Origin of the sequence: Streptomyces sp. NBC_00461 (genome assembly GCF_036013935.1) — a bacterium.
In the GTDB taxonomy this organism is placed as follows: Bacteria; Actinomycetota; Actinomycetes; order Streptomycetales; family Streptomycetaceae; genus Streptomyces.
On record NZ_CP107902.1, the window covers coordinates 7670961 to 7697331 of the forward strand.

21 protein-coding genes are annotated in these 26371 nt (G+C 71.0%); 9 read left to right on the forward strand and 12 right to left on the reverse strand.

Translation table 11 applies throughout. The features are described 5' to 3' along the window. The first annotated feature begins 17 nt into the window (after positions 1 to 17). Together OG870_RS35625 and OG870_RS35630 are read left to right on the forward strand one after the other, a co-directional pair. Positions 18 to 1289: an alginate lyase family protein gene (locus tag OG870_RS35625; RefSeq protein WP_266590896.1), complete on the forward strand. Its 1272-nt coding sequence runs from the start codon at positions 18 to 20 to the stop codon at positions 1287 to 1289. Positions 1290 to 1428: 139 nt separating this feature from the next. Further along, a complete protein-coding gene (locus OG870_RS35630) occupies positions 1429 to 3015 on the forward strand; it encodes a carboxylesterase/lipase family protein (RefSeq protein WP_266590898.1) in 1587 nt (528 codons plus the stop codon). A gap of 9 nt (positions 3016 to 3024) precedes the next feature. On the opposite strand, the gene OG870_RS35635 is transcribed toward OG870_RS35630, so the two are convergent. The 5 genes from OG870_RS35635 to mmuM all read right to left on the reverse strand — a co-directional run bounded on the left by OG870_RS35635 (position 3025) and on the right by mmuM (position 8845). Next, positions 3025 to 4086 carry a LacI family DNA-binding transcriptional regulator gene (locus OG870_RS35635; protein WP_266523294.1) on the reverse strand — a complete coding sequence of 354 codons (1062 nt, stop codon included), beginning with the start codon at positions 4084 to 4086 and terminating at the stop codon, positions 3025 to 3027. Positions 4087 to 4178: 92 nt separating this feature from the next. Beyond that, entirely contained in the window at positions 4179 to 6527 is a 2349-nt protein-coding gene (locus tag OG870_RS35640) for an ABC transporter permease (RefSeq protein WP_266590900.1), read from the reverse strand. Then, a complete protein-coding gene (locus tag OG870_RS35645) occupies positions 6524 to 7216 on the reverse strand; it encodes an ABC transporter ATP-binding protein (RefSeq protein ID WP_266590902.1) in 693 nt (230 codons plus the stop codon). The genes OG870_RS35640 and OG870_RS35645 overlap by 4 nt, the downstream gene beginning before the upstream one ends. After that, the gene (locus OG870_RS35650; RefSeq protein ID WP_266523300.1) at positions 7213 to 7737 is read right to left on the reverse strand and encodes a PadR family transcriptional regulator; all 525 of its coding nucleotides are present in this window, start codon (positions 7735 to 7737) and stop codon (positions 7213 to 7215) included. The genes OG870_RS35645 and OG870_RS35650 overlap by 4 nt, the downstream gene beginning before the upstream one ends. 184 nt (positions 7738 to 7921) lie before the next feature. After that, a complete protein-coding gene (mmuM, locus tag OG870_RS35655; RefSeq protein WP_266590904.1) occupies positions 7922 to 8845 on the reverse strand; it encodes a homocysteine S-methyltransferase in 924 nt (307 codons plus the stop codon). A gap of 166 nt (positions 8846 to 9011) precedes the next feature. Here mmuM and OG870_RS35660 point away from each other — a divergent pair, with 166 nt between their 5' ends. Next, positions 9012 to 10451 (forward strand): amino acid permease, encoded by a 1440-nt coding sequence (locus OG870_RS35660; protein WP_266590906.1) that lies wholly within the window; start codon positions 9012 to 9014, stop codon positions 10449 to 10451. Positions 10452 to 10720: 269 nt separating this feature from the next. Here OG870_RS35660 and OG870_RS35665 read toward each other — a convergent pair whose 3' ends face one another. Continuing rightward, entirely contained in the window at positions 10721 to 12832 is a 2112-nt protein-coding gene (locus tag OG870_RS35665; RefSeq protein ID WP_266590908.1) for an autotransporter, read from the reverse strand. A 218-nt stretch (positions 12833 to 13050) separates the two neighbouring features. On the opposite strand from OG870_RS35665, the gene OG870_RS35670 reads away from it, so the two are divergent. After that, on the forward strand, positions 13051 to 14208 hold the full coding sequence (locus OG870_RS35670) for a glycoside hydrolase family 43 protein (protein WP_266590910.1): 1158 nt from the start codon (positions 13051 to 13053) through the stop codon (positions 14206 to 14208). 121 nt (positions 14209 to 14329) lie between these two features. On the opposite strand, the gene OG870_RS35675 is transcribed toward OG870_RS35670, so the two are convergent. After that, positions 14330 to 16015, reverse strand: a complete 1686-nt coding sequence (locus tag OG870_RS35675; protein WP_266590912.1) for a rhamnogalacturonan lyase B N-terminal domain-containing protein — start codon at positions 16013 to 16015, stop codon at positions 14330 to 14332. Positions 16016 to 16222: 207 nt separating this feature from the next. Between OG870_RS35675 and OG870_RS35680 the strand changes: the two genes are divergently transcribed. The 5 genes from OG870_RS35680 to OG870_RS35700 all read left to right on the forward strand — a co-directional run bounded on the left by OG870_RS35680 (position 16223) and on the right by OG870_RS35700 (position 21043). Next, entirely contained in the window at positions 16223 to 17266 is a 1044-nt protein-coding gene (locus OG870_RS35680; RefSeq protein ID WP_266523312.1) for a rhamnogalacturonan acetylesterase, read from the forward strand. A 185-nt stretch (positions 17267 to 17451) separates the two neighbouring features. Then, complete coding sequence (locus OG870_RS35685; RefSeq protein ID WP_266592558.1) at positions 17452 to 19185, forward strand: DUF2264 domain-containing protein; 1734 nt, start codon at positions 17452 to 17454, stop codon at positions 19183 to 19185. A gap of 130 nt (positions 19186 to 19315) precedes the next feature. Next, on the forward strand, positions 19316 to 19774 hold the full coding sequence (locus OG870_RS35690) for a hypothetical protein (RefSeq protein ID WP_266523314.1): 459 nt from the start codon (positions 19316 to 19318) through the stop codon (positions 19772 to 19774). Next, on the forward strand, positions 19771 to 20550 hold the full coding sequence (locus tag OG870_RS35695) for an isocitrate lyase/PEP mutase family protein (protein ID WP_266590916.1): 780 nt from the start codon (positions 19771 to 19773) through the stop codon (positions 20548 to 20550). Before OG870_RS35690 ends, OG870_RS35695 begins: the two co-directional genes overlap by 4 nt. Before the next feature lie 73 nt (positions 20551 to 20623). Then, positions 20624 to 21043 carry an NUDIX hydrolase gene (locus OG870_RS35700; RefSeq protein ID WP_266523845.1) on the forward strand — a complete coding sequence of 140 codons (420 nt, stop codon included), beginning with the start codon at positions 20624 to 20626 and terminating at the stop codon, positions 21041 to 21043. On the opposite strand, the gene OG870_RS35705 is transcribed toward OG870_RS35700, so the two are convergent. The 5 genes from OG870_RS35705 to OG870_RS35725 form a co-directional block, all read right to left on the reverse strand. After that, positions 21030 to 21782 carry a hypothetical protein gene (locus OG870_RS35705; protein WP_266590918.1) on the reverse strand — a complete coding sequence of 251 codons (753 nt, stop codon included), beginning with the start codon at positions 21780 to 21782 and terminating at the stop codon, positions 21030 to 21032. The two genes, OG870_RS35700 and OG870_RS35705, sit on opposite strands and share 14 nt — an antisense overlap. Before the next feature lie 135 nt (positions 21783 to 21917). Then, entirely contained in the window at positions 21918 to 23306 is a 1389-nt protein-coding gene (locus OG870_RS35710) for a hypothetical protein (RefSeq protein ID WP_266926841.1), read from the reverse strand. A gap of 51 nt (positions 23307 to 23357) precedes the next feature. Then, positions 23358 to 24173 carry an alpha/beta fold hydrolase gene (locus tag OG870_RS35715; protein WP_327691853.1) on the reverse strand — a complete coding sequence of 272 codons (816 nt, stop codon included), beginning with the start codon at positions 24171 to 24173 and terminating at the stop codon, positions 23358 to 23360. Next, positions 24166 to 24765 (reverse strand): TetR/AcrR family transcriptional regulator, encoded by a 600-nt coding sequence (locus OG870_RS35720; RefSeq protein WP_266523327.1) that lies wholly within the window; start codon positions 24763 to 24765, stop codon positions 24166 to 24168. The genes OG870_RS35715 and OG870_RS35720 overlap by 8 nt, the downstream gene beginning before the upstream one ends. Positions 24766 to 24945: 180 nt before the next feature. Then, positions 24946 to 26274 (reverse strand): jacalin-like lectin, encoded by a 1329-nt coding sequence (locus tag OG870_RS35725; protein ID WP_266590923.1) that lies wholly within the window; start codon positions 26272 to 26274, stop codon positions 24946 to 24948. Positions 26275 to 26371: the final 97 nt, after the last annotated feature.

Sequence of the window (26371 nt, forward strand, 5' to 3'; positions counted from 1 at the left end):
GATTGGAGTCGCACATCATGAGCCGCACTTCCCCCCACCGTGCCTCTCAGCAACATGCCTCTGAGCCAGCCGAGTTGAGCCGCCGCGGTCTGCTGAGGACCGCCGGCGGACTCACCGCCGTACTCGCTCTCGCAGGCTCCTCCGCCGCGCTGGCGGGCACCACCGCCGGCGCGGCCCCGGCGGCCTTCACCCACCCCGGCATGCTCCACAATGCCGGCGACATCAACCGAGCCAAGGTCAGGGTCGCGGCGGGAACCGACCCCTGGCTGTCCGGCTGGAAGAAGCTGACCGCCAACTCCCACTCGCAGTCCACCTGGACGCCCAACCCGCAGGCCACCATCATCCGCGGCGGCACGGGCGAGAACTACGGCATCCTCTACAACGACATCGCGGCCGCCTACCAGAACGCCCTGCGCTGGGCGGTGGGCGGTACGGCAGCCAACGGCGACACCGCCGTCAGGATCCTCAACGCCTGGTCGTCCAAGCTGACCACCCTCACCGGAAACGCCGACCGGTTCCTCGCCGCCGGCATCTACGGCTGGACGTTCTGCCAGGCCGCCGAACTCATGCGCGGCCACGCCGGGTTCGACCTCGCCGCCTTCCAGAAGATGATGGTCAACGTCTTCTACCCGCTCAACAACAGCTTCCTGACCCACCACAACGGCGCCTGCATCACCAACTACTGGGCCAACTGGGACCTGTGCAACATGGCCTCGGTCATGGCCATCGGGATCCTCACCGACAACGCGGCCAAGTACGACCAGGCCGTCACCTACTTCAAGTCCGGCGCCGGCAACGGCTCCATCGCGCACGCGGTGCCGTTCCTCTACACCGACTCCGGCGGCTACGGCCTCGGCCAGTGGCAGGAGTCCGGCCGCGACCAGGGGCACACCGTCATGGGCATGGGCCAGATGGGCGCGATCTGCGAGATGGCCTGGAACCAGGGCGACGACCTGTACTCGTACGACGGCCGCCGCTTCATGAAGGGCGCCCAGTACGTCGCCAAGTACAACCTGGGCCAGGACGTGCCCTACACCACCTACAAGTGGGGCACCGGGCAGAACTGCGCCCAGATGTCCCAGACGGTGATCAGCGTCGGCTCCCGCGGTGCGCTGCGCCCGGTCTGGGCCATGCTCCACTACCACTACAACCGGCGCCTGCACCTCGACGACAAGTACATCTCGGCCATGTACGGCCGCGTCGCCCCCGAAGGCGGAGGGGGTGACTTCGGCTCCACCAGCGGCGGCTACGACCAGCTCGGCTTCGGCACCCTGATGTACGCGAAGTAACCGCGCACGTAACCGTGTACGCAACGTAGCCGCGTACCCCAAGTAGCCGCCGAATCGCGCTCTGCACCGGAATACCAGGACGACCTGTGATGCTCTGTTGTTCATGGTGCAGTAGCGCGGTGAGGAGGCTGGTGGTCGTATGGCGGCAGCAGTCCGGACAGATCCCGTGGTGAGCACGCCGTACGGGGCCGTACGCGGCCGGTACGAGCACGGGATCGCGGTGTTCCGGGGCATCCCGTACGCCGCGCCCCCCTTCGGCCCGCGCCGGTTCCGGCCCCCAGCGCCTCCCGAGCCGTGGGACGGCGTGCGCGACGCGGGCGCGTTCGGGCCGACGCCGCCGAAGCCCCCGTACTCGGATGCCTTCGAGAAGTACCTGTCCGACCCGGTCGTCCCCGGTGACGACTGCCTGAATCTGAACGTGTGGACTCCCGAGCCGAGCCCAGGGGCCCGGCTCCCGGTTCTGGTGTGGCTGCATGGCGGCGCCCTGACCAGGGGATCCTCCGCTGTGCCGGTGTACGACGGGCGGACCTTCGCCCGGGACGGCGTCGTCCTCGTCTCGGTGAACTACCGGCTGGGAGTGGAGGGCTACGGACTGTTCCCGGACACGCCCGCCAACCCCGGCCTGCGCGACCAGCTCGCCGCCCTGCGGTGGGTGCACGAGTCGGTCGCGGCCTTCGGCGGCGACCCGGACCGGATCACCCTGGCCGGCCAGTCCGCGGGGGCGATCAGCACCGGCGCCCTGCTGGCCGCCCCGCAGGCGCAGGGGCTGGTGCGGCGGGCGGTCCTGCAGAGCGGGGCGCCCGAGGCGTTCGAGCGGGACAAGGTGCGGCGGATGGTGCGCCGCATGGCGACGCGGCTGAAGATCCCCGCCACCGCCGCGGCCTTCGCCGAGGTCGACCGCGAGCTGCTGCTGCACACCCAGTCCGAGGTCGGCAAGCTCAGCAGCCCGGTGCTCGGCGGTCCCTCCTTCGGCATCGTCGTCGACGGCGACCTCGTGCCGCGCGACCCGCTGGAGGCACTCGTCGACGGTGACGTGGCGCGGGGCGTCGACCTGATGCTGGGCTGGACCAGCGACGAGTACCGCCTCTGGCTCGTACCCGGCGGCCTCCTGGAACGCGTCGACCGGCTGGGCGCGGTCGCCCTCGCCGGCGCCATGGCCCGCTGCCACTGCGGCACGGAGGTGCCCCGCGGCTACCGCACCCTGCACCCGCGGGCAGGCACCGCCGAGATCGTCGGCCAGATGGTCACCGACCACCTGCTGCGCCTCCCGCTGCACCGGCTGGCGGACGCCCGCCCCGACTCCTCCCACGTCTACGAGTTCGCCTGGCCCTCCGGCCTCCCCGACCTCGGCGCCTGCCACGCCCTGGAGCTGGGCTTCGTCTTCGACTCGGGAGAGGTGCCCGAGTCCCGCAAGCTGGCGGGCGAGGGGGCCCCGCACGCACTGGCCGACACGATGCACCGGGCATGGGTGCGGTTCGCATCCGACGGCGACCCCGGCTGGGAGCGCTGGGACGGGACGCACCCGGTGCGGATCTTCGATGCGGGCGAGCCGCGCACCGCCCACGGCCCGCGCGATGACGAGCTGGCCCTGTGGGCAGCCGACGCCCTCAGGACTGCGGAACCCGCACCCGCGTCGGCCTCTGTCGACGGTTCACCCGCGCGCACCGCGGAACTGCGGTCGGTCGTACGACGGCTCCGCCTGCCCGGCTCCGTCCGCCGGCAGTGACCCGGCCCCTCACGCCGGCTCCTTCAGCGCGGCCAGCGAGTCCCGCACCATCACATGCGTGCCCAGCAGCAGATGCTCGTCGGGCGTCTCCGAGGTACGGCCCAGGGCCGTACGGACGGCGAGGCGGCCCAGCTCCTGGTAGGGGACGTGCACCGTGGTCAGGGCCGGGTGCAGGTCGCGGGCGAACGGGATGTCGTCGTAGCCGGCCAGCGAGACGTCGCCCGGGACGTCCAGGCCCGCCTCGTGCAGCGCGGTCAGCGCGCCGGCCGCGACCATGTCGGTGGCGGCGACCACGGCCGTGAACTCCAGCTCCTCCTTGAGGGCCTCGCGCATCAGGCGATGGCCGGAGTCGCGGGTGAAGTCGCCGTGCAGGAGGAGGGCCGGGTCGGCTTCGATCCCGCGGGCGCGATGGGCGGAGAGATAGCCGCGCTCGCGGCCCTGGGCCGTCGTGTGGTCCGGTTTGCCGCCGAGGAACAGGACCCGGCGGTGGCCCTGCGCGAGCACATGGGCGACCAGGGCGTGGGCGCCGCCCTCGTTGTCGTACTCGATGACCGTCACCGGGGCGCCCGGGCCGAGCGGCGGCCGGCCGCACAGCACCAGGCGCGAACCGGCCGACGCCAGCGAGTCGGCCATACGACCGGTCCGCTCGCGGTACTCGGCGGTGTCGGCGGCCCCGCCCACCAGGATCACGGCCGCGGCGCGCTGGGCGCGCATCATCTCCACGAACTCCAGCTCGCGCCGCACGTCCCCCTCCGTGCCGCACACCAGGCACAGATGGCCGAGCCGGGTCGCCTCGCGCTCCACGCCGTACGCCATGAGCGCGAACGACGGCCCCGTGATGTCCTCAAGGACGAAGGCGAGGGTGGGCGTGCCGACACCGGCGACCGCCTTGGCGCGCGCGTCGGCGACGTAGTCCATCTCGCGCACCGCCCGCATCACCCGCGCACGGGTCTCCGCGCTCACCTGGTACACGCCGCCGAGCACCCGCGACACCGTCGAGGCGGACACCCCCGCACGGGCCGCCACGTCCCGGATCGTGCTGCGGCTCGTGTCCTCGCTCTTTCTCGTCATCCGACCCCCTCCCCTTCGGCAACAGCGGAAACCGTACGGCAACCGGTTGCCTGCGGCGAGATCATTGCCGTCGTCGGGTGCGTGTGCGGGGTCTATTCCGTGCGCAGGCCCTCCGGGCGCATCATCCGCAACAGCGGAGGCAGGCTGAGCAGCGTGACCACGCCGACCACGGCCGCGCCCACGCCGGTCATGCCCAGGACGCTCGCCCAGTCCATGGCCACCGGTGTACGGGTCATTTTGAGCAGCACCGAGCCGAGGGTGACACCCACCGTGGTGGCCAGGACGAGGCCGAGTCCGACCGGGAGGGCCGTCTGCCACAGCACCGACAGGCTCAGGGTGCGGCGCCGGGTGCCGAAGGCGACCAGCGCGGAGAGCAGCTTCCTGCGCTCGCGCAGCTGCTCCAGCTGGGAGACCAGCAGACTCGCGCCGATCAGCGCCAGCACGAAGGCGGAGCCGACGAACAGGCCGGTGCGGAGGGAGGTGTACTTGGCGTCCACCTGGGTCGCCGACCAGCCGTAGGTCTGTGCCAGGGGGTCGATCCGGGCGACGACGTTGCGTATGTACTCCCGTGAGTCCGGCACCGACGGGTCCAGCCGCAGGTAGACCCCGTCCGAGAACAACGCGGGCGCGGCCTTGGCGGGCAGGGCGGCGGGGGTGACCAGCAGACCGTTGGAGTCCTGCAGTGAGTCCTTGCGCGCCTCCACCACGCGTACGTTCGACGGAACGGTCCAGGGCACCTCGATGCCGCGTTCGTCGGCGTCGTCGTACGACGGGTCGATGTAGAGCCGCCGACCGGGCTTCACCACGGCGATCTCGTCGGCGTTGCTGGGGGTGGTGTAGTGGCTCCTCGTTCGCGTGACGAACACGTCGCCGTCCTTGCAAGAGGGAAGCGTGGCGAGTTCGCGCAGGGCGGCGCAGTTGCCCACGCTCAGGCCGTTGCTGGTCTTCGGGTTGCGGCGCGCGTCCCCGTACGACGAGTTGGCCAGGGCCACTGCGGCCCGTACCCCCTTGGTGCCGGTGAATTCGCGCTCGACACCGGACAGCGGCTTGCGGTCGCTGAAGGCGACCTGCATCTGGACCCGGCCGGGGTCCTGGCCGGTGGCCTTCGTGTACTGGCTCTGCGTTCCCGTGAACAGCATCTGCAGGGCGATGGCTCCGGCCACGGCTACGGCGATGCCGTTGACCATGCGGGCGGCGGTTCCGCTGCTCAACTGCAGCCGCCGTACCGCGAGTTGCCAGGACAGCGCGCCCTTGCCGAGGCGGACGACGACCGCCTCCACGGCCCAGGGGAGCAGCGCGGTGATGCCGATGAGGAGCAGCAGCACGCCGCCGATGACGAGGTACTGGTTGAAGTCGCCGTTCTTGCGGCCCTTGCCGATCATCGGGTAGAGCATCGCGAGGCCGGCCAACGGCGGCAGCAGCCGCCACCACAGCCGGCGGCGGCGCTGCTTGGCCGCGCGCACGACACCGAGGGGTTCGACGATCACGCCGCGCATCGCGAGCAGCGTGACGAGCACGGCGGCGACCGGGATCGCCACCGCGACCAGCGCGGCGAGCGCGGGGGAGGGGTCGAGGTAGCCGGGCCAGACGCTCACTCCCAGCACCTCGGTGGAGCCCAGCGTCTGACGGCCCAGCAGGAAGAAGCCGGTGCCGACGACCAGGCCGAGCAGGGCTCCGGCGAGTGCTTCGCCCGCCGCGATCCGCCGGGTCATGTGGCTGTCCGAGCCGACCAGGCGCAGCGCGGCCAGCCGGCGGTCGCGGCGCTCGCCGCCGAAGCGGACGGCGGCGGCGATGAACACGGCGACAGGCGTCAGCAGCACCACGAACACGACCAGGATCATGAGCAGCAGCACCGGGTCGGTCTTCTCGGACGTCGCATCCGGGTTGCCGTACTCGGTCATCCGGTGCACCGGGGAGAATTCCGTGAGTTTCAGCCCCGAGGCGCCCGCGTAGTAGGCCAGTTCGTGGGAGCCGATGAGTCCGCTCTCGCCGATCGTCCCGGTGATCCTGTAGGGCAGGCGTTCCCGCAGCAGCTTGGCGTCGCCCGAGGCGAGCAGGTCCTTGAGCGCGGGGGAGACCACCATCTCGCCCTTGCCCGGGAAAGCGTCGACCCCTGGGGGCAACGGCGCCCGCCTGCCCTCGGGTTCGACCAAGCGGCCGAGGATGTCGTCGTCGTGCCAGGTGGTGTCGGCTTGGGCGATCAGGAAGGTGTTGTCGGCCTTCGGCGGGACCTTCTGGGAGTACAGGTTGGTGTAGCGGGCGTCCTCCACCTTGCTGCGGGCGGCGAAGACGTTGGGCAGGGCGGTGCACAGCAGGAGCAGTGCCACGCCGAGGCCGACGCCGACCGCGGTCAGCGTCATCCGGACCCAGCCCTCGCGGCCGCCGGTGACGGCGAAGCGGGCTCCCATGACCAGGTCTCTGGACCACAGGCGAGGACTCATATGGCGCGCTCCAGGTCCTGGGACTTGCCGTCGCGCACGACGATCTCGCGGTCGGCGTAGGTGGCCACCCGTGCTTCGTGGGTGACGAGGACGACGGCGGCATTGGTGGAACGGGCGGCCTCGGTCAGCAGTTCCATCACACGTTCGCCGTTGGAGGAATCGAGGGCGCCGGTCGGTTCGTCGGCGAACACCACCCGCGGTCCGGTCACCAACGCACGAGCCACGGCGACCCGCTGCCCCTGCCCGCCGGAGACCTCGCCGGGCCGCTTGGCCTGCAGATCGTCGACCTCCAGGCGTTCCATCCAGGCCAGCGCCGCCCGCTCGGCGTCCTTGCGGGAGGCGCCGTTCAGCCTGAGCGGCAGGGCGGCGTTCTCCACGCAGGTCAGCTCCGGCACGAGCTGACCGAACTGGAACACGAAACCGAACTCGGAGCGGCGCAGCGCGCTGCGCTGGGCGTCGCTCATCGTCGCCAGCTCACGCCCGTTGTAGGTGATCGACCCGGAGTCGGGTGGCACGATCCCCGCGAGGCAGTGCAGCAGCGTGGACTTGCCGGACCCGGAGGGGCCCATGATGGCGACGACCTCGCCGGGGCGGACGGAGAACTCGGCGCCGTCCAGCGCGTGGGTCGGGCCGTACGCCTTGCGCAGGTCGTACGCGGTGAGCAGGGCACCAAGGGGAGCAGTCGTCATCGGGTCACGGCCTCACGGAGTTTGTCGAGTCGGGCGGCGGTCAGTTCAAGCCAGCGCACGTCGGCTTCCAGGTGGAACAGGGCGTGGTCGCAGATCAGTTGATCCGCCAGGTCGCCCTTGCGCTTGCGGTCGGTGAGGATCCGCATGCTCCGTAGATGCTCGGAGCGCTGGGTGTCGAGGATCTCGGCGGCGTCGCGCCGGGTGAGCAGGGCGAGGACGACCTTGGTGTAGAGGGTCGACTGGAGGTATTCCTCCGGCTTCTCCGGGGTCGCCAGCCACCGCTGTATGTCGGTGATGCCGGCGTCGGTGATCGCGTAGCGCTTGCGCTCGGGACCGTCGCCCGCCTCGATCCCGTCGACCTCGACGAGACCGTTCTTCAGCAGTCGGGACATCGTCGAGTAGACCTGGCCGTAGTGCAGCGGCCGGTCGTGACCGAACGTCTCGTCGAAGGCCCGCTTCAGGTCGTAACCGTGTCGCGGGCCGGACTCCAGGAGCCCTAAAAGGGTGTGACCGATGGACATGACCCGCACTCTACGCACTGTGTATACGTGGCGTGTATACTCAACGTGTATACACCGAGTGTGCAGGTGATGGCTGGGCGTACGGCAGTGCAGGTGGGGGAGCCGGGAAGGCCGATCGTCACGGTTCGAAAACGGGCCGTCAGAACCCTTACGGCGAGCGGGCGAACCGCTCAGTCGAGGCCGTTCAGCCGACGCCGTTCAGCACCCCGGCGATCCCCGCGACGGCCACCGGTCCCACCCGGCAGCACCCCCCGATGAGCCGGGCCCCCGACGCCCGCCAGCACGAGACCTGCTCCGCGGTGAAGGAGGAGCTCCCCGTCCAGGCGCGCGCCGCGGCATCCCAGGTCTCGCCACTGTTGGGATAGACGACCACCGGCTTGCCGGTGACGCGGGCGGCCGTCTCGACAGCGCCGTCCACGTCCTCGGGCGCACAGCAGTTGACGCCGACCGCGATCACCTCGTCCGCGTCGGCGGCGAGGGCGAACGCCTCCTCCAGGGGCTGGCCGGCACGCGTTCGGCCACCGTCGACCGAGTACGAGAGCCACGCGGGCACCCCGAGTCCGCGCACCGCGCGCAGCAGCGCCCGCGCCTCGTCGGCGTCGGGGACGGTCTCCAGCGCCAGCACATCGGGCCCGGCCGCGGCCAGCACCTCCAGCCGGGGCCGGTGGAAGCGCTCCAGCTCGTCGACGGTCAGGCCGTACCGCCCCCGGTACTCGGAACCGTCCGCGAGCATCGCCCCGTACGGGCCGACGGAGGCCGCCACCCACAGCGGCCGCGCGACCCCCTTCGCGTGCGCCTGCCGCGCCGCCTCACGCGCCAACTCCACGCTCAGGCCGAGGAGTTCGGCCGCCTTCTCCCGTCCGATCCCCCGCTTGGCGAACCCCTCGAACGTGGCCTGGTAACTGGAGGTGATCGCCACGTCCGCGCCCGCCTCGAAGTAGGCGAGGTGCGCCTCGGTGATGGCCTCGGGCCGCTCGGCGAGCAGGCGCGCCGACCACAGCTCGTCGCTCAGGTCGTGCCCGGCGGATTCGAGCTGGTTGGACATGCCGCCGTCGAGGACGACGGCCTGGGCGGCGAGGGCTTCGGCAAGGGTGGTGTCGCTGGTCATGCGGTCGACGGTAGCCGAGCCGGCGCCGGACGCCACATCGCATTGTGTCCACTCCATGAACAAACTGCCCACCATGTGGAATGCCGGGTTACGATCACGCGCTCCCCGTCCCCGCCTCCTCGTCCCCGCCTCCTCGTCCCCGCCTCCTCGTCCCCCGGGAACCGTCATGACCGCCCCCAGCCCCGCCGAAGCCACCGGCCCCACGGAGCCCTCCGAGGCCACCGAGCCCTCCCCGTCCCCGGCGGCCGAAGCCGGTCCGGCCGCTGCCACCCCGCGCCGCCGCTCCTTCGGCCTGGCCGCCGCCACCGCGCTCGTCATGGGCAACATCATCGGCGGCGGCATCTTCGCGCTGCCGGCCGCCGTCGCCTCGTACGGCACGGTCAGCCTGCTCGCCTTCGTCGTGCTGTCCGTCGCCGCCGTGCTGCTCGCCCTCCTCTTCGGCAAGCTCGCCCGGCGCAGCCCCGTCACCGGCGGTCTGTACGTCTACCCGCGAGACGCGTTCGGACCCTTCGCCGGCTTCCTGTCGGCCTGGTCGTACTGGACGATGTGCTGGGTCAGCATCGCCGCGCTCGCCGTCGCGGTCGTCGGCTATGTCGACGTCCTGATCCCGCTGCACGGCAACCACGCCCTCGAAGGCCTCGTCGCCCTGGCCGCGCTGTGGCTGCCGGCCGCCGCGAACTTCGCCGGGACGCGCTGGGTCGGTACGGTCCAGGTCGTCTCCACGGTCCTGAAGTTCGTACCGCTGCTGCTCGTCGCCACGATCGGGCTCTTCTTCGTCCACGCGGACAACTTCGGGCCGTTCAACGCCTCCGGCCAGAGCACGCCGGGCGCGGTCGCCGCCGCGGCCGCACTCCTCCTCTACAGCTTCCTCGGCGTCGAGTCGGCCGCGGTCAGCGCGGGCGAGGTCGAGGATCCGGAACGCAACGTGGGCCGCGCGAGCGTCCTCGGGACCGTCGCGTCCGCCCTCGTCTACATCCTCGGCATCGTCGCCGTCTTCGGCCTCGTCCCGCACGACAAGCTGGTGCACTCCGGTGCGCCCTTCGCCGACGCCGTCAACGCGATCACGGGCGGCTCCTGGGGCGGCACCGCGATCGCCCTGGTCGCCGTCGCCTCGATCACCGGCTGCCTCAACGGCTGGATCCTGATGGCCGCGCAGATGCCGTACGCCGCCGCCCGAGACGGCCTCTTCCCGAAGCCGTTCGCCAAGGTCGGCAAGGGCGGGGTACCCGGATTCGGGGTCTGGGCCGTCGCGGTCCTCGGCACCCTCCTGATCGCCCTGAACTACACGGCGGGCCCCGACACCACCTTCCGCGTCCTCGTGCTGATCACGACGTTCACCGGCTGCGTCCCCTACCTCCTGTCGGCCGCCGCCCAGCTGTACTGGCTCGCCCGGGGCACCCGCGAGCGCGTCCGCCCCGCGGGCCTGGCCCGCGACCTGACCGTCGCCGCACTCTCCTTCGCCTTCTCCTTCTGGCTGATCGCGGGCGCCGGTTACGCGGCCGTCTACCAGGGCGTGCTGTTCCTCTTCGCGGGCATTCCGGTGTACGTGTGGCTGCGGGGACGGAGCCGCGAGACGGCGGAGGAGGCGTCCGGGCTCACCGCCTGAGGACGGGGTACGCGCGGGCCAGGGCCTGTTGCGAAGGTGGCTCCCCCAGAGGGGGTGCCCCCAGCCGCGCGACGCCCGGCACGCTCCCCCACTGCCTTAAGGGCGTGGGAGGTGCCCCCACTCGCCGCACCGTCCGAGAGCCCGAGTACGCCCGGTACGAGGGCTTGCGGGCGGCACTCCTCCAGCCTCCGGCCGGGGGGACCCCCAGAGCACGCACCGGACGCCGCGCGGCCGCCCTTCGGGCGACGACGCCACTCTCGCAACAGGCCCTAACCGTTCGCCGCGTGCCGCCCGCCCCTGCGTCGACCGCCGCTCCTGCGCTTGGCTGCCGGGACCACGAGCCCGATGAGCAGCCCCACCGCCAGCACATACGGCCACCAACCCAGGCCGCTGCCGGCGGTGTTGGCGGTACGAGGGCCGGCGGCCGCCGCCGCGCCCGACCTGGCCGTGTCCGGGCGGTCGTCCGGGGAGGGGCTCGCGGTCGTCGCGGTGAGGATCACGTCGTTGCCGTCGCCGCCCTTGTAGCTGATGCGGTAGGCCGTGTCGGCGAGCTTCAGCCGCGCGCCCTCCTTCAGCCCCTCGAACGTGCCGGTGGTCTTCGACCCGCCGCCGTGCTCCAGGACGGTGATCCGGCGCGCGGGCTTGCTCCCGGCGGCCGAGAAGTCGAGGTCTCCGGCCAGCCGGACCGCACCGTCGACCTTCAACGGCCGGTCTCCCAGGACCAGTTCACCCTGGGCGCGCTGCGTGTAGGCGCCGGAGACGGTGACCCCGCCCGTGACCACGCCGTCGTTGGTCACCGACCCCTTCACCGTGCCCTTGCCGGTCAACGCGGTCACCACCCGCAGCCCCGCCGTCCCCGCGTCCAGCCGCGCCGACGCCGAGGTCAGGCGAATCGCCCTGCTGCGTGCGAGAGTTGCGCCGCCCCGCAGAGCCAGCGTGCCCTTCCTGACGGTCGTCGTCCCGGTGTAGGTCACCGCGCTGCCGGTCAGGGTCGACGTGGCGGCGCCCGCCTGGACCAGCGCGCCCGAGCCGCTGATCCGGGACAGCGACACGCCGGTGGAGGTGTTCTGCAGGACGAGCGTCCCGTCGTTCACCACCCGGCGGCCCGCCGTACCGGTCATCAGGGAGCCGTCGCTGCTGCCCGACGTCCCCAGGCCCAGCCGCAGCACCGCGCCCTTCTCCACGGTCGTGGAGCCGTCGTAGTACTGCTTCGCCGCGAACGTCACGTCGTTCCCGCGCGTCCCCGCGATGACGACGTCTCCGGCGCCGGGCGCGGCGAGGGTGTCGTGGTACTGGCCGCCGCCGATCGGGGCGCCGAGGGTGACGGGGCCGTCGTAGTCGAAGGTCAGCCGGGAACGCCGGCCGCTCCGCTCGTGCAGGTTGATGTAGACGGTGTCCTTGGTGCCCGGCATGAAGATCCGGTGGGTCGTGCCGTCGCCCCACTGGACGTCGGCGCCCTCGATGTTGGTGCCCCGCTTGTTCAACTGGTGGGCGATGGGACGCCAGTTGAGGTTCGGGTCGCTGAGCGAGGGATGCGTGTCGCCGCCCCGGTCGCTGTAGCTGTACTGGCCGGTGAGCACGACCTTGCTGCCGGGCCGGGTGTGGACGTTGACGTCGCTGCCGTATGCGCGCTGGTAGAAGTTCTGCCGCAGGGTGATCGTCCGGTACAGCGGGGTGTCGATGATCCAGGAGCCCTGGTTGAGGATGGCGCGGGCGCTCGGCAGAGCCACGGGGTACTCGGGGCGGCCCACCGCCATCCCGGTCCCGTTGTCGATGACGCCGGAGAAGGGGTGGGTGCCGGCCAGGTCCAGGGTGCCCCACATGTTGCGGGGCTGGGTGAGCAGGCCCGCGCCGCTGATGGTGCCGATGTTGAAGGTGCGGGTCAGGGAGAGACGGAGCGTGCCGTCGACCCGGATGTTGAGCTGGTTCAGCCGGTAGCCGGGGGTGCCGTAGGGGAAGTGGCCGATCAGGCCGGTTCCGCCGCCCGTGCCGTACTGGAGGGTCGTCCCCCGCTCCACCGTGATCGCCGGCGGGTCGGGGTTGGTGACCGTGGTGTACGGATGATTGCCGCCCAGCGTCCTCACGACCTGCCGCTGCCTTGCCTTCGGGAGCGTGAAGTCGCTGTCCTTGCTGAGGACCAGTGTTCCGCCGCCGCGCACGGTGAGCGTGCCCTCGCCGCGGAACACCCCGTCGTACGTCGTCGTCCCGGCCGGCACGGTGACCAGCGTGTCGCCGGTGAGCGTCACGTCCCGGTCCGCGAGCACGTCGGCGGTGACGTCACGGGCACCGGCCGCCGCCGCCGGGGGAACGGTGGCCAGCAGGGCGGCGACCGCGGCGAGGGCTCCGGCGGCGGCCGCTGACTTGTGGGTATGGCTGTACACGTCGTAGGAGACGGCGCCGGAGGGGCGCCGATAACAGAAAACCGGCGCTCGGACCGGAATCGGCGAAAGCGCTCTCTGCGAGTCGTGTTCAAGTCGCGTTCAAGTCGTGTCGAGTCACGTCGGACCCGTTGACCTACTCGTTCCGCAGCCTTACCTTTTCGGCGTTCGTAATGTCAGATGCTGTTCGCTATCTCGAACGTCCCCCGAGAGGCAGCCGTATGAGCCGCACCGACGACCTGCCCCAGGTTCCCGTGGCCCCAGGTCCCCCCGTCCCCAGCCGTCGCCTGGTGCTGAAGGGAGCCGCCGTGGCCGCGGGCGCCCTGGCGACCACGCCCGCCGTGGCCACGGCCGCGCCGTACCGGAAGGCGCCCCCGTTCGTGAACCCGCTCGTACGGCAGCGCGCCGACCCCTACATCCACCGTCACTCCGACGGCCACTACTACTTCACGGCCACGGCCCCCGAGTACGACCGCATCATCCTGCGCCGCGCCGCCACCCTGAACGGCCTCGCGACCGCCGCCGAGTCCGTCATCTGGACCAAGCACGCCACCGGCGTGATGGGCGCGCACATCTGGGCGCCGGAGATCCACCGCATCGGCGGCAAGTGGTACATCTACTTCGCCTCCGCGCCCGCCGAGAGCGTGTGGGACATCCGCATCTGGGTCCTGGAGAACGCCAACCGGGATCCCTTCAAGGGGACCTGGGTGGAGAGGGGGCAGGTGAAGACGGCCTGGGAGACCTTCTCCCTCGACGCCACCACCTTCACCCACCGGGGCACCCGCTATCTCGTCTGGGCGCAGCACGAGCCGGGCCAGGACAACAACACGGGCCTCTTCCTGTCGAAGATGCTGAACCCATGGACCCTGAGAGGTCCTCAGGTCCGGCTCTCCACACCGGAGTTCGACTGGGAGTGCGTCGGCTACAAGGTCAACGAGGGCCCCGCGGTCCTCGCCCGCAACGGCCGCCTGTTCCTCTCCTACTCGGCCAGCGCCACCGACTACCACTACTGTATGGGCCTGCTGACCGTCGACGCGAACGCCGACCTGCTGAACCCGGCGAACTGGTCCAAGTCGCCGACCCCCGTCTTCACCAGCAACGACACCACCAAGCAGTACGGCCCCGGCCACAACTGCTTCACAGTCGCCGAGGACGGCCGCAGTGACGTCCTCGTCTACCACGCCCGCCAGTACAAGGAGATCACCGGCGACCCCCTGAACGACCCCAACCGCCACACCCGTGTCCAGAAGCTGGGATGGAACCGGGACGGCACCCCCGAGTTCGGCGTCCCCGTGGCGGACACGGTCGCCGACTCCGCGAAGGGGAGTGCGCGTGCAGGTGAAGCCGTTGCCGACGCCCGTGCAGGCGGCGGCACTTGAGGCGACGCCGCACGCTTGCAACGAGGCCGCCACCTGGGCCGGCGGGGTCGCGTTCTGCAACGGAGCGACCAACCAGCGGTGGACGCGCGGAACATGACGTCAGGTCGGAAGGCTGCTCAGGTCAGGCCAGTAGATCGATCGCGTCGATCGCGGTGCCCGCGCTGAGGAAGGACGTCGATCCCGAGCCGCTCGCCACGTAGATCTTCAGCGTGTTGTACGCGCTGGTGTCCGTCAGCCAGGCGGACGCCGGCACGCTGTAGGTGAACGTGTGGTTGTTGCCCCGGTACGAGCCCACGGTCAGTGACCGGGTGCTCGGCTGGGAGGGCGGCGAGGGCACGGCGGAGGTCCAGTTGTCGTTGACGACGACCTGCGGGCGGCCGTTCGCGTAGGCCGTCGTCACACCGATGCGCAGGGTGTGCGCGGCGGCGGCCTGGGCGGCCGTCAGCTTGAAGTAGACGATGATGCCGCTGTTGACGTCCTTCCACAGATAGCAGGGGAAGGCCGAGGTCTCGGAGCCGCTGCCGATCACGACATTGCCGGTCCAGGACGCGGCCCGGCTGTCGGACGGATGCGCGTACGTCATCAGGTCCGCGTTCTTGAACCCGCTCGGCGAGCCGTTCCAGTCACCGATCCGCCAGATCGCGCTCGCGTTGCCGGGGTCGTTGGAGGAGGGGATCGCGAGGGTGTTGAGAGTGGTCGTGGCGCCCGCGGTGACCGTCACCGAGCTTGTGTGGACGGCGAGTTCACCCTTGAAGACGGTGAGCGTGTACGCCCCCGGCAGGACGCCCGCGAGGGAGAAGTAGCCGTCCGAGGAGCGGGCCGAACCCCAGTACTGCGCGGCCGAGTTGGCGAGGCCGACGGTGTACGGGAACGCCGTGTTGCGCCCGGTGATCCCGACGCCCGCGACCTTGCCGCGACCGCTCGCCGCGACATACCCGGAGATGCCGAGCGAGTCAGCCCAGGAGGTCGTGAGGTTCGCGTGGTACAGGGACGAGGAGGGCGCGCCGCCGTCCGTGAAGGCGATGACGTAGGGGCCCTGGAGGCCGAAGCGCTGGGCCTCCGTCTGGTTCTCGCCGTAGTGGAGGATCTCGTACAGGCCGCCGCCGTCGGCGCTCTGGTGGCGCAGCAGGGAGCGGTAGAACGGGCCGCCGGAGGCCTTCTCGTGGTTGGAGCGGACCATGTAGAGCCCGACGCTTCCCGTGCTCCAGCCGATGTAGTCGTAGTCGCCGACCCGCAGCTTCGAGTAGTGCTTCGAGCGGGTCTGCCCGTCGGACTTCTTGAACACGTCCGAGGCTTCGATCGTGGTGGGCGCGTAGGTGTACGAGTCGGGCTGGTCGTTGAGGAACAGGCCCGCCCTGACGCGCACGATGTAGCGGGTCGCGCTGACCGAGGCGTCGGCCTTGTTGGTCCACAGGTAGATGTTGTTCTCGCCGCTGCGGGCCGCGTAGTAGTGCTTGAGCGTGCCGTGGGTGACGGAGATCAGGATCGTCGAACCGGACTGCTTGACGGTCACCGTCGAGGCGCCGAGGCCGGATTCGATGTGCGAGTTCTTGCCGCCGTAACCCTGGTACTCCGTGCCCTTGTAGACCAGCGAGGTCAGGTCGCCGTTGGACTTGCTGACCTTGAGGAACAGGCCGGCGCCGGTGTCGACGGCGTAGTTCGAGCCGTCGTCGCTCCAGCCGAAGCCCGCGGCGGCCGCGGAGCCTGCGAGCGGCCCGGCCAGGGCTGCCGCGGCCGTCCCGGCGGCGGCAGCGGAACCGAGGACGAAGGTGCGGCGGCCGACCGGTCTGTTCGCGGATTCGGACATGGGGGTGCCTCCTTCGAAAAACCGTGTGGGGGTGGTGCGAGTGGTTGAGAGAGTGACAGTTGAATCGATTTCGCGAAAGGGCTTTCGCGAGCCAGAAATTGGCAATCTTGTGAAATCGGCCCGAGGTCTAGAAAGCGCTTCCATTAGCCGGTACGGTCCCTGCCGCCAGGCCTTGTCGTCCGGTCGCTTCCTCGGAGGGATTCGCGAATGAGACGTTTCAACCTCGCCGTGCTGGCGGCGCTGACACTGTGCGCCGGCCTGACCGCGGTGCCGGCCCAGGCGCACGAGGACCGACGACCCCTCGGCCTGGAGAACTGCACCGCCACCGCCTGCCACTTCGACGTCCCGCCCGGCACGTACGACGTGCGGGTCCTGCTCGGCGGCGAGGCGGCATCGAGCACCGCCGTCAGCGGCGAGACCCGGCGCTCCCTGCTCCCCGAAACACCCGCGGCGGCCGGCACCCGGGTCGCCCGCAGCTTCACCGTGAACGTCCGCACACCGGAGGGCGAGCCGACGGGCCCGGACGGAACTCCCGGCCTGGATCTCGTGGTGGGCGGCTCGGCCCCGGCGCTCGCGGACATCCGCGTCACGCCCGCCCGGCACGCCCGCCAGATCTTCCTGGTCGGCGACTCCACGGTGTGCGACCAGCCGGGCGACCCGTACTCCGGCTGGGGCCAGCAGCTGCCGCAATACCTCCGCAGGGGTGTTTCCGTCGCCAACTATGGGGACTCGGGGGAGAGTACGGTGACCTATCTGCAGAACCCGCAGCTCTGGGCCACGGTCCGGCCGTTGATCCGCCCCGGCGATCTGGTCCTGGTCCAGCTCGCGCACAATGACAAGACCACCGACGAGGCGACGTATCGCGCCAATCTGGAGACACTGGTGGCGGGTATACGGGAGAAGGGTGGTCGGCCGGTGCTGGTGACTCCCGTCGTGCGGCGCTGGTTCAACTCCGACGGAACCCTGAACAACGACACCGCACTGCTGGTCAACAGCCTCGGTGTGGACCATCCTGCTGTCATCCGCTCGGTCGCGGCGGCGCGGCGCGTGCCGTTGGTCGACCTGACGGCGAAGACGAAGGCGCTGGTGGAGTCCCTGGGCGTCGAAGGCTCCAAGGCGATCTATCTCTACAACGAGAAGAAGGACAACACCCACACCTCCGTCCACGGTGCCACGGTGTACGCGGGACTTGTCCGCGACGCACTCGCCGCCCAGCATCTGGTGCCGAAGGACCTGGTGCGGGTGGGATGAACCCCTGGGGCGTCCCGACCGGAACCGGGGCGTCCCAGGTCTCACCCCTCGTCTCGTCCGCCGTGAGCCCATACGTCGTGAACCCGTACGTCGTGAACCCGTACGTCGTGAACCCGTACGTCGTGAACCCGTACGTCCTGAACCCGTACGTCCTGAAGTCGTACGTACGTCGTGAAAGAGAGCCGATGCAGCTGCCCCCCTACGACCGCACCCTCAGCCCGCGCAGCGGTTACACCCGCGCCCACTGGGAGTCCGCCGCCGACGCCCTGCTCGCCGCGGTCGAGCCGTATGCGGCCGAGGGCGGCGCGCTCTACCACCTCCCCGGCGACCGCACGAGCTGGTCCGGCCGGCTCTCCGACGGCCTGGAGGGCTACGCCCGTACGCTGCTCGCCGCGGCCTTCCGCCGGGACGAGACCGTGCTGCAGCGGTACGCCGAGGGACTCGCGGCCGGCGTCGCGGGCGTCTGGCCCCGGATCGAGGACCGCAGCCAGCCCCTCGTCGAGGCGGCGTCGATCGCCCTCGCGCTGCGGCTGACGCGCCCGCTGCTGTGGGACCGGCTGGACGACGGCGTACGACAGCGAGCGGCCGACTGGCTCGGCGGCGCGCTGACCGCCGAAGCCTGGCCTTGCAACTGGGAGTTGTTCCCGGTCACCGTGGGCGGCTTCCTCCAGGAGATCGGCCACGAGCCCGAGGCGTCCCGCAAGGCCGTCGACCGCGGCCTGGAGCGCATCGAGGACTGGTACGTCGGCGAGGGCTGGTACACCGACGGCGACGGCCGCAAGTTCGACTACTACAACGGCTGGGCCATGCACCTCTATCCGGTGCTGCACGCCTGGCTGGCAGACGACTCCCGGCTGCTGGACCTCTACGGCGGCCGGCTGTCCCGGCACCTGGAGGACTATGCCCGTCTGTTCGGCGGCGACGGCGCCCCCATGCACCAGGGCCGCAGCCTCACCTACCGGTTCGCGACGACCGTCCCGCTGTGGCTGGGTGCGCTGACGGGACACACGCCGCTGCCGCCGGGGGAGACCCGCAGGCTGGCCTCCGGGGCGCTGAAGTACTTCCTGGAGCGAGGCGCGGTGGACTCCCGAGGCCTGCTGACGCTCGGCTGGCACGGCCCCGACTCCGCGGTGCTGCAAGACTATTCGGGTCCCGCCTCCCCGTACTGGGCGAGCAAGGGCTTCCTCGGCCTGCTCCTGCCGCCGGGCCACCCGGTGTGGACGGCCGCCGAGGAGCCGGGCCCGGCGGAGCGATCGGACGCGCTCACGGCGATCTCGGCCCCCAACTGGCTTCTGCAGTCCACGAGTTCGGACGGTGTCGTCCGCCTCCACAACCACGGCAGCGAGGACGTCCGCTACGACCCGTACTACACGCGCCTCGCCTACTCGACGGTGACGGAGCCCTCTTCGTCGTACGACAACAGCGTGATCGTCGGCGACGATCCGAGCCGTACGGACATCGAACCGCTGGGCGTCGGCGAGGGCTGGGTGGCGTCCCGGCACACGGCGGGCGGGGGAGCGCGGGTGACCACTGTCGTGCTCGCGCGCGGGGCAGTGGAGGTGCGGGCCCATCTGGTGGCGGGCGCGGAGCCCTGGACGCCGGTACGGGTGACGGGATGGGCGACGGAGGTCCCCCCGCGCGAGCGGATCCGAGAGTGGGGGCGGGACGGCGTACGGGCCGAACTCCTACCCGCCGTGGGCCTTTCCGGCGCGCTCACAGGTGTCACCGGCGAGGGGGACACCGTCTTCGTCGCGCTGGCACGGCTGACCGGGGAGCCGGAGCCGGTGCCGCTGGCGGAGACGGTGAGCGTACGGGCCGACGGGGAACGGGAGTTGACCGTGCGCTGGAGTGGCGGACCCGAGGTTCGGGTCCGGTGGGGCGACTCCGGAGTGGAGATCGTCCCGACGGCCCGGGGGTGACGCGATGCCCGCCACGGAGCATGCCCAGGTCAGAGCCCCGTTCGCGGAGACGGCGAGGTCGCTCGTGACTTTTAGGAGGGACGCGCACACTTCGGCCGGCGCCGAAGCAATGCGGCTCTAGCGTTCCGGTATGACCGAAAGCACGCGGGAGACACCCGCCCAGGCCGTCACCGGCATGGTCGACCACGTCCTCGCACTGGCCGCCACCTGGACGAACTGGGACGGCAAGCCCGCCCATGTCGACGACCGCGTCCACACCCCCCACAAGGCGATGCGCCGGGTCGCCGACCACCTCGTCGATCATCTCGCCGAGCTGGAGGCCCGGCTGGCCGGCGAGGAGCCGCAGCCGGATCGGTGGCACGCGTCCACGGTGACGACCGAGGCGGACCTCGCCCCCTTCACTCGGGAGGACCTTGACGAAGCCCGCAGCCGCCTCGTGCGGCTCGCCCGCATCTGGGCCAACCGCCTCGACGCCCTCACCGACGAACAGCTCGACCGCTCGCCCGGCGAGGGCTGGAGCTTCCGCGAACTCGCCCTGCACCTCAAGGGATCGACGTACTACGCCGACTCGGTCGGTGACCTCTCATGACCGGGTTCGCCGACCTTCACCACGCCGCAGAGCCGTTGTTCCTGTCCAACGCCTGGGACCACGCCTCGGCCATGGCTCTGGCCGCTCAGGGCTTTGGTGCCGTCGGGACGACGAGCCTGGGCGTCGCCGCGGCCGCCGGCCTGCGCGACGGTGCGTCGGCGACCCGCGACGAGACCCTCCGGCTCGCCCTCACCCTGGGCACGGAAGCCTTCTTACTGTCCGTCGACGCGGAGGGCGGATTCAGCGAGGACCCCGGTGAGGTGGGGGAGTTCGCGCGTGAGCTGGCGGCCGTCGGCGCCGTCGGCATCAACCTGGAGGACGGCCTCGGACCTGTCGAGCGCCATGCCGCGAAGATCGCCGCCGTGAAGGCCGCGGCACCGGACCTGTTCGTGAACGCCCGCACCGACACGTACTGGCTGGGCGACGGCGAGGGCACACGAAGCCGCCTCGACGCCTACCGACAGGCGGGCGCCGACGGCGTGTTCGTGCCCGGGCTGACCGATCCCGATGAAATCGCCGCCCTGGTAGGGCACTTGGGTGACTTCCCCCTCAACATCCTCTACTCGCCCACCGGTCCCACCGTGCCGCACCTCACCGATCTCGGCGTACGACGGGTGAGTCTGGGGTCACTGCTGTACCGGAGGGCGCTGGGGGCTGCGCTGGAGACGGTGGCGGACATCCGGGCCGGTCGGGCACCGCAGGGAACGGCGCCGTCGTATGCGGATGTCCAGACGTGGGGTCACCGGAGCGATCCGGCTCACAGCGCTCGGCGGTGAGTGCTTGGTACGGTGGAGGCTTTCGTGGGTATCAGACCCTTTGGACTCATCTCCGGCGAGGGACCGAGGAACCATGGACATCCCCGGCGACAAGCGACTGGCGGCTGCCGTCGTGATGGACGACGAGGGCCGGGTGCTGCTGGTCCGGCGCAGTGAGACGGAGAAGTTCCTGCCCCGGGTGTGGGGCGTTCCCTGCGGCAAGCTCGAACCGGACGAGAGCGCCCGGGACGGCGCGCTGCGCGAGCTGAAGGAGGAGACCGGGCTCCTCGGCGAAGTCGTCCGCAAGATCGGCGAGTCCTCCTTCGTCAGCGAGTACCGCGGCCACGAGGTCAAGAACTGGCAGGAGAACTTCCTGGTCCGTCCGCTGAGCCGGGCGATCACCCTGCCGAAGGCCGACCAGGCCCATGTCTGGCTGCCCCGCGCCGAGCTGACCACGGTCGACATCGACGACTACAACCTCGACATCGTGGACCAGGCCTTCACGAGCTCCTGAGCAGCTCGGCGAGCCCGCCCAGGGCTCCCAGGTAGTCGTCCACGTCCAGCGGCACCTTCGCCACCGCCCCGGGATGCGGGCCCGCGGGCGTGAACACGTCGGTGTGGGCCCGGCGTCCGCTCCCCGTCTCCAGGAACAGGGTCACCGCGGGCACGTCCGTGTCGCACCAGGCGCGGTGCAGGGTGTGCGCCGGCAGGGCGTACGCGCTTCCCGCCGCGTACTGCCCCACATGCGTCAGTCGCAGCCGCGCCGGACCGGTCGGCTCCAGCAACCAGTCCGCCGAGCCCTCCCTCAACGACTCCTCGTACCGGGCCGCCGAGATACCGCCACCAATCTCCTCGTGGCCGTCGTCACCGCCGCAGTCGACGTCGTACAACTCCATGGCGAGCCGCCCGCGTACGACATAGGAGGCCAGTGGGGAACGGTGGTTGTGGATGTCCTCCTTGCCGACCGCGCCCGCGCCCGGGTGCCACAGGTGGGCACGCAGCATGTGCCGCGGCCCGCCGTCGATCAGCAGCAGCTTGTCGAAGCCGAGGACGTGCCGGTACGAGAGCCGGGCGCACTCCTCCGGGTCGCCCTCGCCGGAGGCCAGTTCGGAGATCAGCTCCAACAGCCGCTCGGGGGTGCCGAGTTCGGCGACGACGAAACGGGCCGCGGCGACCAGTTCGTGCTCGGGCAGGTCACCGTCGAGCGTCCCGGTCAGCAGCCGTCGCGCCGCCAGAACCTGCCGACCGCCCATGCACACGCCCTCCAAGTCCGGGCTCCGCCACCCGAGTTCGTCCTACCCCGTACGTCCTACCGGGCGCGTCCTACTCCGTACGTCCTACCCGGATCGGCCGTCCCGGTTCGCTCCTCGCGGTTCGCGCCACCCGGTTCATTCTTCCGGTCGATACATCCATACGGCATGCGCCCGCAGCGCCGAAAGGCCTTGATAGGTCATCCACATGGGTTGCCGCAGCTCACTGCTGTCGGGCCGACCCCAGGACCAGATGCCGTCGGTCTGCCCGGCCCACACCGCGGCGGCGGCCCCGTCCAGCCGCTCCCGCCACGCCCCCTCCAGCCCGTCCTGCACCGCGACCTCCCGGGCACCGGAGGTCATCAGGGCGCGGATCATCCAGGACGCGGTGAAGTGCCGTACGTTCAGCACCTCATGGCGTGAGGGATCGTCGGTGCGCGGGCGGCGCACCTCCTCGCGCAGGTTCCGCAGGTCCTGGCATCGGTGGTGGGGTGCGTCCGCGCAGGCCAGCAGCCAGCGCACACCGTCCTCCCGAGCGGCGCGCACCGCCTCGTCCTCGTCCTCGCCCAGCACCCGCGCGGCCCGGTCCAGGGCCACGACCGCCTGTGCCGTGTGCAGAGGGGAGGGCAGACCGTACGGCCGGTCGAGCCGGTAACCCCAGCAGCGCAGATGCTCACGGCGGGGGTCGCTGATCGCACCGTCGGCCAGGGCCTCGCGCAGCACGGGCAGTACGGCGGAGTCGGGCGCGGCGCGCAGCAGTCCGCGCAGCACCGTCGTCACGACGTGGGTGGACTCCCGCCCGACGCGGTCGAGTTCGTGGGTGAAGTCGGCCGTGCACCGGGCCACCTCCTCCGCCAGCCGGTCGCCTGACGCCCCGGCGCGGGCCAGCGCGCCCAGCACCAGAGCCGTGACCTCGGGCCGCGCCTCCGCCCCCTGGGACCGGGCGGACCAGCCCCCGCCGGGCAGCCGCAGCCGCCAGAGTGTCTCCACGAGATCGCCGGTGCGCAGCCGCCCCTCGGGCGCACCGAGGTCGAGCATGATGTGCAGGCCGTACGCGGTACCGACGGACGTGGGCCGGGACGGGCCGCTCTCGCCGAGGGAGTGCGACCAGCCGGTGAGGCGGCCGCGGGCGGGGTCGTCGACCACGGTCACCTTCTCGGTGAGCGTGGCGTACGCGGCGGCGAAGAGCCGCGGGAGCGGACCGGCTTCGGTCCGCGCCACGACGACGGCCGTTCGCGTGGCGGGAACGGCCGCCGCTGCCCGGGCCCGGACCAGTGCCGCCGCCAGCCAGGCGGCCACGCCCGTCCCGACCCCGCTGACACCGGCGATCAGATATTTGGCGGCCTCTGAGCCGATCGAGCCGGGCAGTACCCCGAACAGGAACTGGAACACCGCGTACCCGGCGGCCGCACACCCGAGGCTGCCCAGCCATCCGACGAACCGTGCGGTCTCACTCGCCCCGCCGGGCGGCACCGGCGGCTCGCCGTCGGATCTCAAGGGACCGCGCCCCAGCTGCTGTTGAGACAAGGCGGCGCTCCCTCCCCCGAGGCGGCACGTGACTTCCGCGAAGATTCCAGTCTAAGTGGTCAACGGGGCATGTGAGCCGTCGGCCGGAACCAGTGTCTCCGCAAGCAGCTCGGCGAATGCCACGGGGTGCTCGGCCACGCCGACATGCCCGCCGGGGAACCCGACGAAGCGGGCGCCGGTCCGCTCGGCGATGAACCGCGCGGTGCGGTCCAGGAGTTGACCGCGGGAGCCGGAGCCGGCAGCGAGGGTGAGACGGGCGGAGGAGCCCGTGAGTGAGGTGAGGTCGGGCGTGTACGAGGTGAACTGCCGCAGGACGTGGGCGAGGAACAGGGCCATGGGACTCGCCAACTCCTGCTCACGTGAAAGCGGTTGGGGCTCGGCGCACCTCTCCGGCTCCCGCCCGGCCAGCCCGGCGCCCAGCCGTGCCCCGCCGGCCCGCAGCCCGGCGGCGCGATAAGTGTCGTACACCTCGCGGAACATGGCCTGCTGACGCGCCCCGTCCGGCAGCACGCCCACGCACGGCGCCTCGTGCGCGACGACGTGCAGCAGCCGCCCGGGGTGCCGGGTGAGCAGATCGAGGACGGCGATACCGCCGGAACTGGTCCCGAGGGCGTACGCGGACTCGCCCTGGGGGAGGACCTCGTCCAGAACCAGACGGGCCCCCTCGCTCCACTCCTCCACCCGCTGGTCGCCGACGGGTTCGCCGAGCCGTCCGTGTGCGAGCCCGAGGGGGTCGTAGGTCACGACGGTGAACCGGTCGGCGAGCGCCTCGGTCATCCCGTCGAACCCCATGGGATGACCGGCACCGCCGGGGACGACGAGGAGTACGGGCCCCTTGCCGCTGACGTCGTAATGCAGTTCAGCCATCGCTGTTCTTCTCCTCGTCCTTCCCCTCGCGGGGCCAGTGTTCGAGTGTCACGTGCAGGGCGTCGACGGCCTTGTCCCAGGACTTCCGCACATCCCGCGGGGCGCCGAAGCCGCCGGTTGCCTCCAGGGCGCAGTAGCCGTGGAAGGTGCTGCGCAGCAGGCGTACGGCGTCGGTGAGGTCGGGTTCTTCGAGGCCGTAGGCGCGGAGCATGCCGTAGGTGATCTCCGCGGTGCGCCGAAAAACGGGGGAGTCGACGACCAGGGACTGGTCGATGCGGATCTGGGTCGCGGCATACCGTCCCGGCCGCTCCAGCGCGAACTCCCGGTAGGCGCCGGCGAACGCGGCGAGCGCCTCCTTGCCCGCCCGCCCCGCCACCGCGGCGGCGATCCGGTCGATCATCTCGGCACCGGCGAGGAGCGCCATGCGGGTGCGCAGATCCTGAAGGTTCCTGACGTGCGAGTACAGACTCGCGTCCTTGACCCCGAAGCCGCGGGCCAGGGCGGACAGCGTGACGTTCTCGAAGCCCACCTCGTCCGCGAGGTCGGCGGCGGCCGCGGTGATGAGATCTGGGGTGAGACCGGCTCTGACCATAGGGGTGACCTCCGGACGACAATCCCTGAGCACGAACACAAACCTAGTGCCTCTAGGAATTACCCTAGCCCAAGCAGGAAGTCGTGGGTGGCCGATAACGTGACCGGGTGACATGGCAGGGACCTCCGCCCGGCCTCGACGTACAAGACCCTCTGGCGGAGGTCCCTCTGTTCAGGTGCCTCAGCTGATCGGTGCGTACAGCACTCCGAGCTTGTCGATCTCGTCGCCGGCGCGCCCGGTGAAGCCCACGATCTGCCACCCCGACGGTGCCGTGAAGGTCACGGTGTCCGAAGTCGCCGTACCGGACGACAGGCTCCGGCCCTTGTCCGTGGCGAACGCCGCCGAGAAGATCCGCGTCCGGCCGTCCTTCTGGCCCTCCGTCAGTTTCGCCGAGGTGAGGTGCTCGCCCGAGGCCAGCGTGAGGGACGTCGCCGTGCCGCCCGTGCCGCCGTGGGTCAGGGCCGTGCCGCCGTCGTGGGTCAGGGACAGCGAGTCGAGACGGGCGTCGCCGCGCAGGGTCAGGGTGCGCGGGGCGACGGTGGCCGGCAGGTCGTCCGCGTCGTTGAAGGCCGTGCCGTGCGGGCCGCCGAAGAAGTCGCTCGCCCTCAGCGAGGAGTTCAGGGTGTACGAGAAGCCGACCGTGTGCGGGAAGTGGTCGGAGAGGTTGCCGCCCTTGGAGTCCAGGAACTTGGCCCACTCGTCGTTGTAGTGGGTCGCGTCCAGGGAGAGCAGCCTGCTGCTGCGGTAGAGGACCTTGTCGACGACCTCGCAGTCGTTCGACGGGGCCGACGTCGGGCAGAGCAGCGGGTCCGCGCCCTGCGTCGGTGCCGTGCCGCCCTTGACCAGCTTCACCCAGGCGTCCGTCAGGCCGTTGTCGTTCACCAGCGTGCGGATGTTGTCGGCGCTGCGGGTGTAGCGGGTGTTCGTGTCACTCATGACGAGCACCGCGTTGCCGGCCGAGTTCGCCCGGATGAAGTCCGAGAGCTGCTGGATGTTGGCGCGGCGGGCGGCGAGCGCGTCGTCGGAGTCGTCCGCGTTGGGGTGCGCGTTGTAGAGGTCGAGGAAGACGCCCTCGGCCAGCCGCACCCGGGCGAGCGTGAAGCCCTTCGGGGTCAGGCAGTTGGTGCCCGTGCACTTGTTCCACTTGACCCGCTCGAAGTCGTCGAGCGGGTAGTTCGAGAGGGTGTTGAGGCCGTCGCCCACGGCCGCCCCGCCGCTCGTCGCCGTGCGGTACGGGTGGTTGTCGCCCGCGTACAGCGCCGCGTGGTAGTTGAAGTCCTCCTGGACGTTCACGATGTCGTAGGACGCCAACCGCGGTGAGATCAGCGGGGTGTTGGTCGCCGGGTGGCTGGAGCTGAGGCCCTCGGGGAGGCCGGCGACGTTGTACGTGAGCACGTTGAAGGAGCCGGTGGTCGCGGACGCCGCCGCGGAGGCGGGCGTCGCGCCGGTGGCGGCCAGGCCCGAGAGGGCCAGCGTGGCGGCCGCGAGGGTGCCGATCAGTCGTCTCATGGTGGGGGTGTCTCCGGTAGGGGAGTGGAGGAGGTCGAGCGACAAGAACCTGAACGATGCTCAGGTTCGGTGTCGACCAGTGTGACCGGAAAGGGCT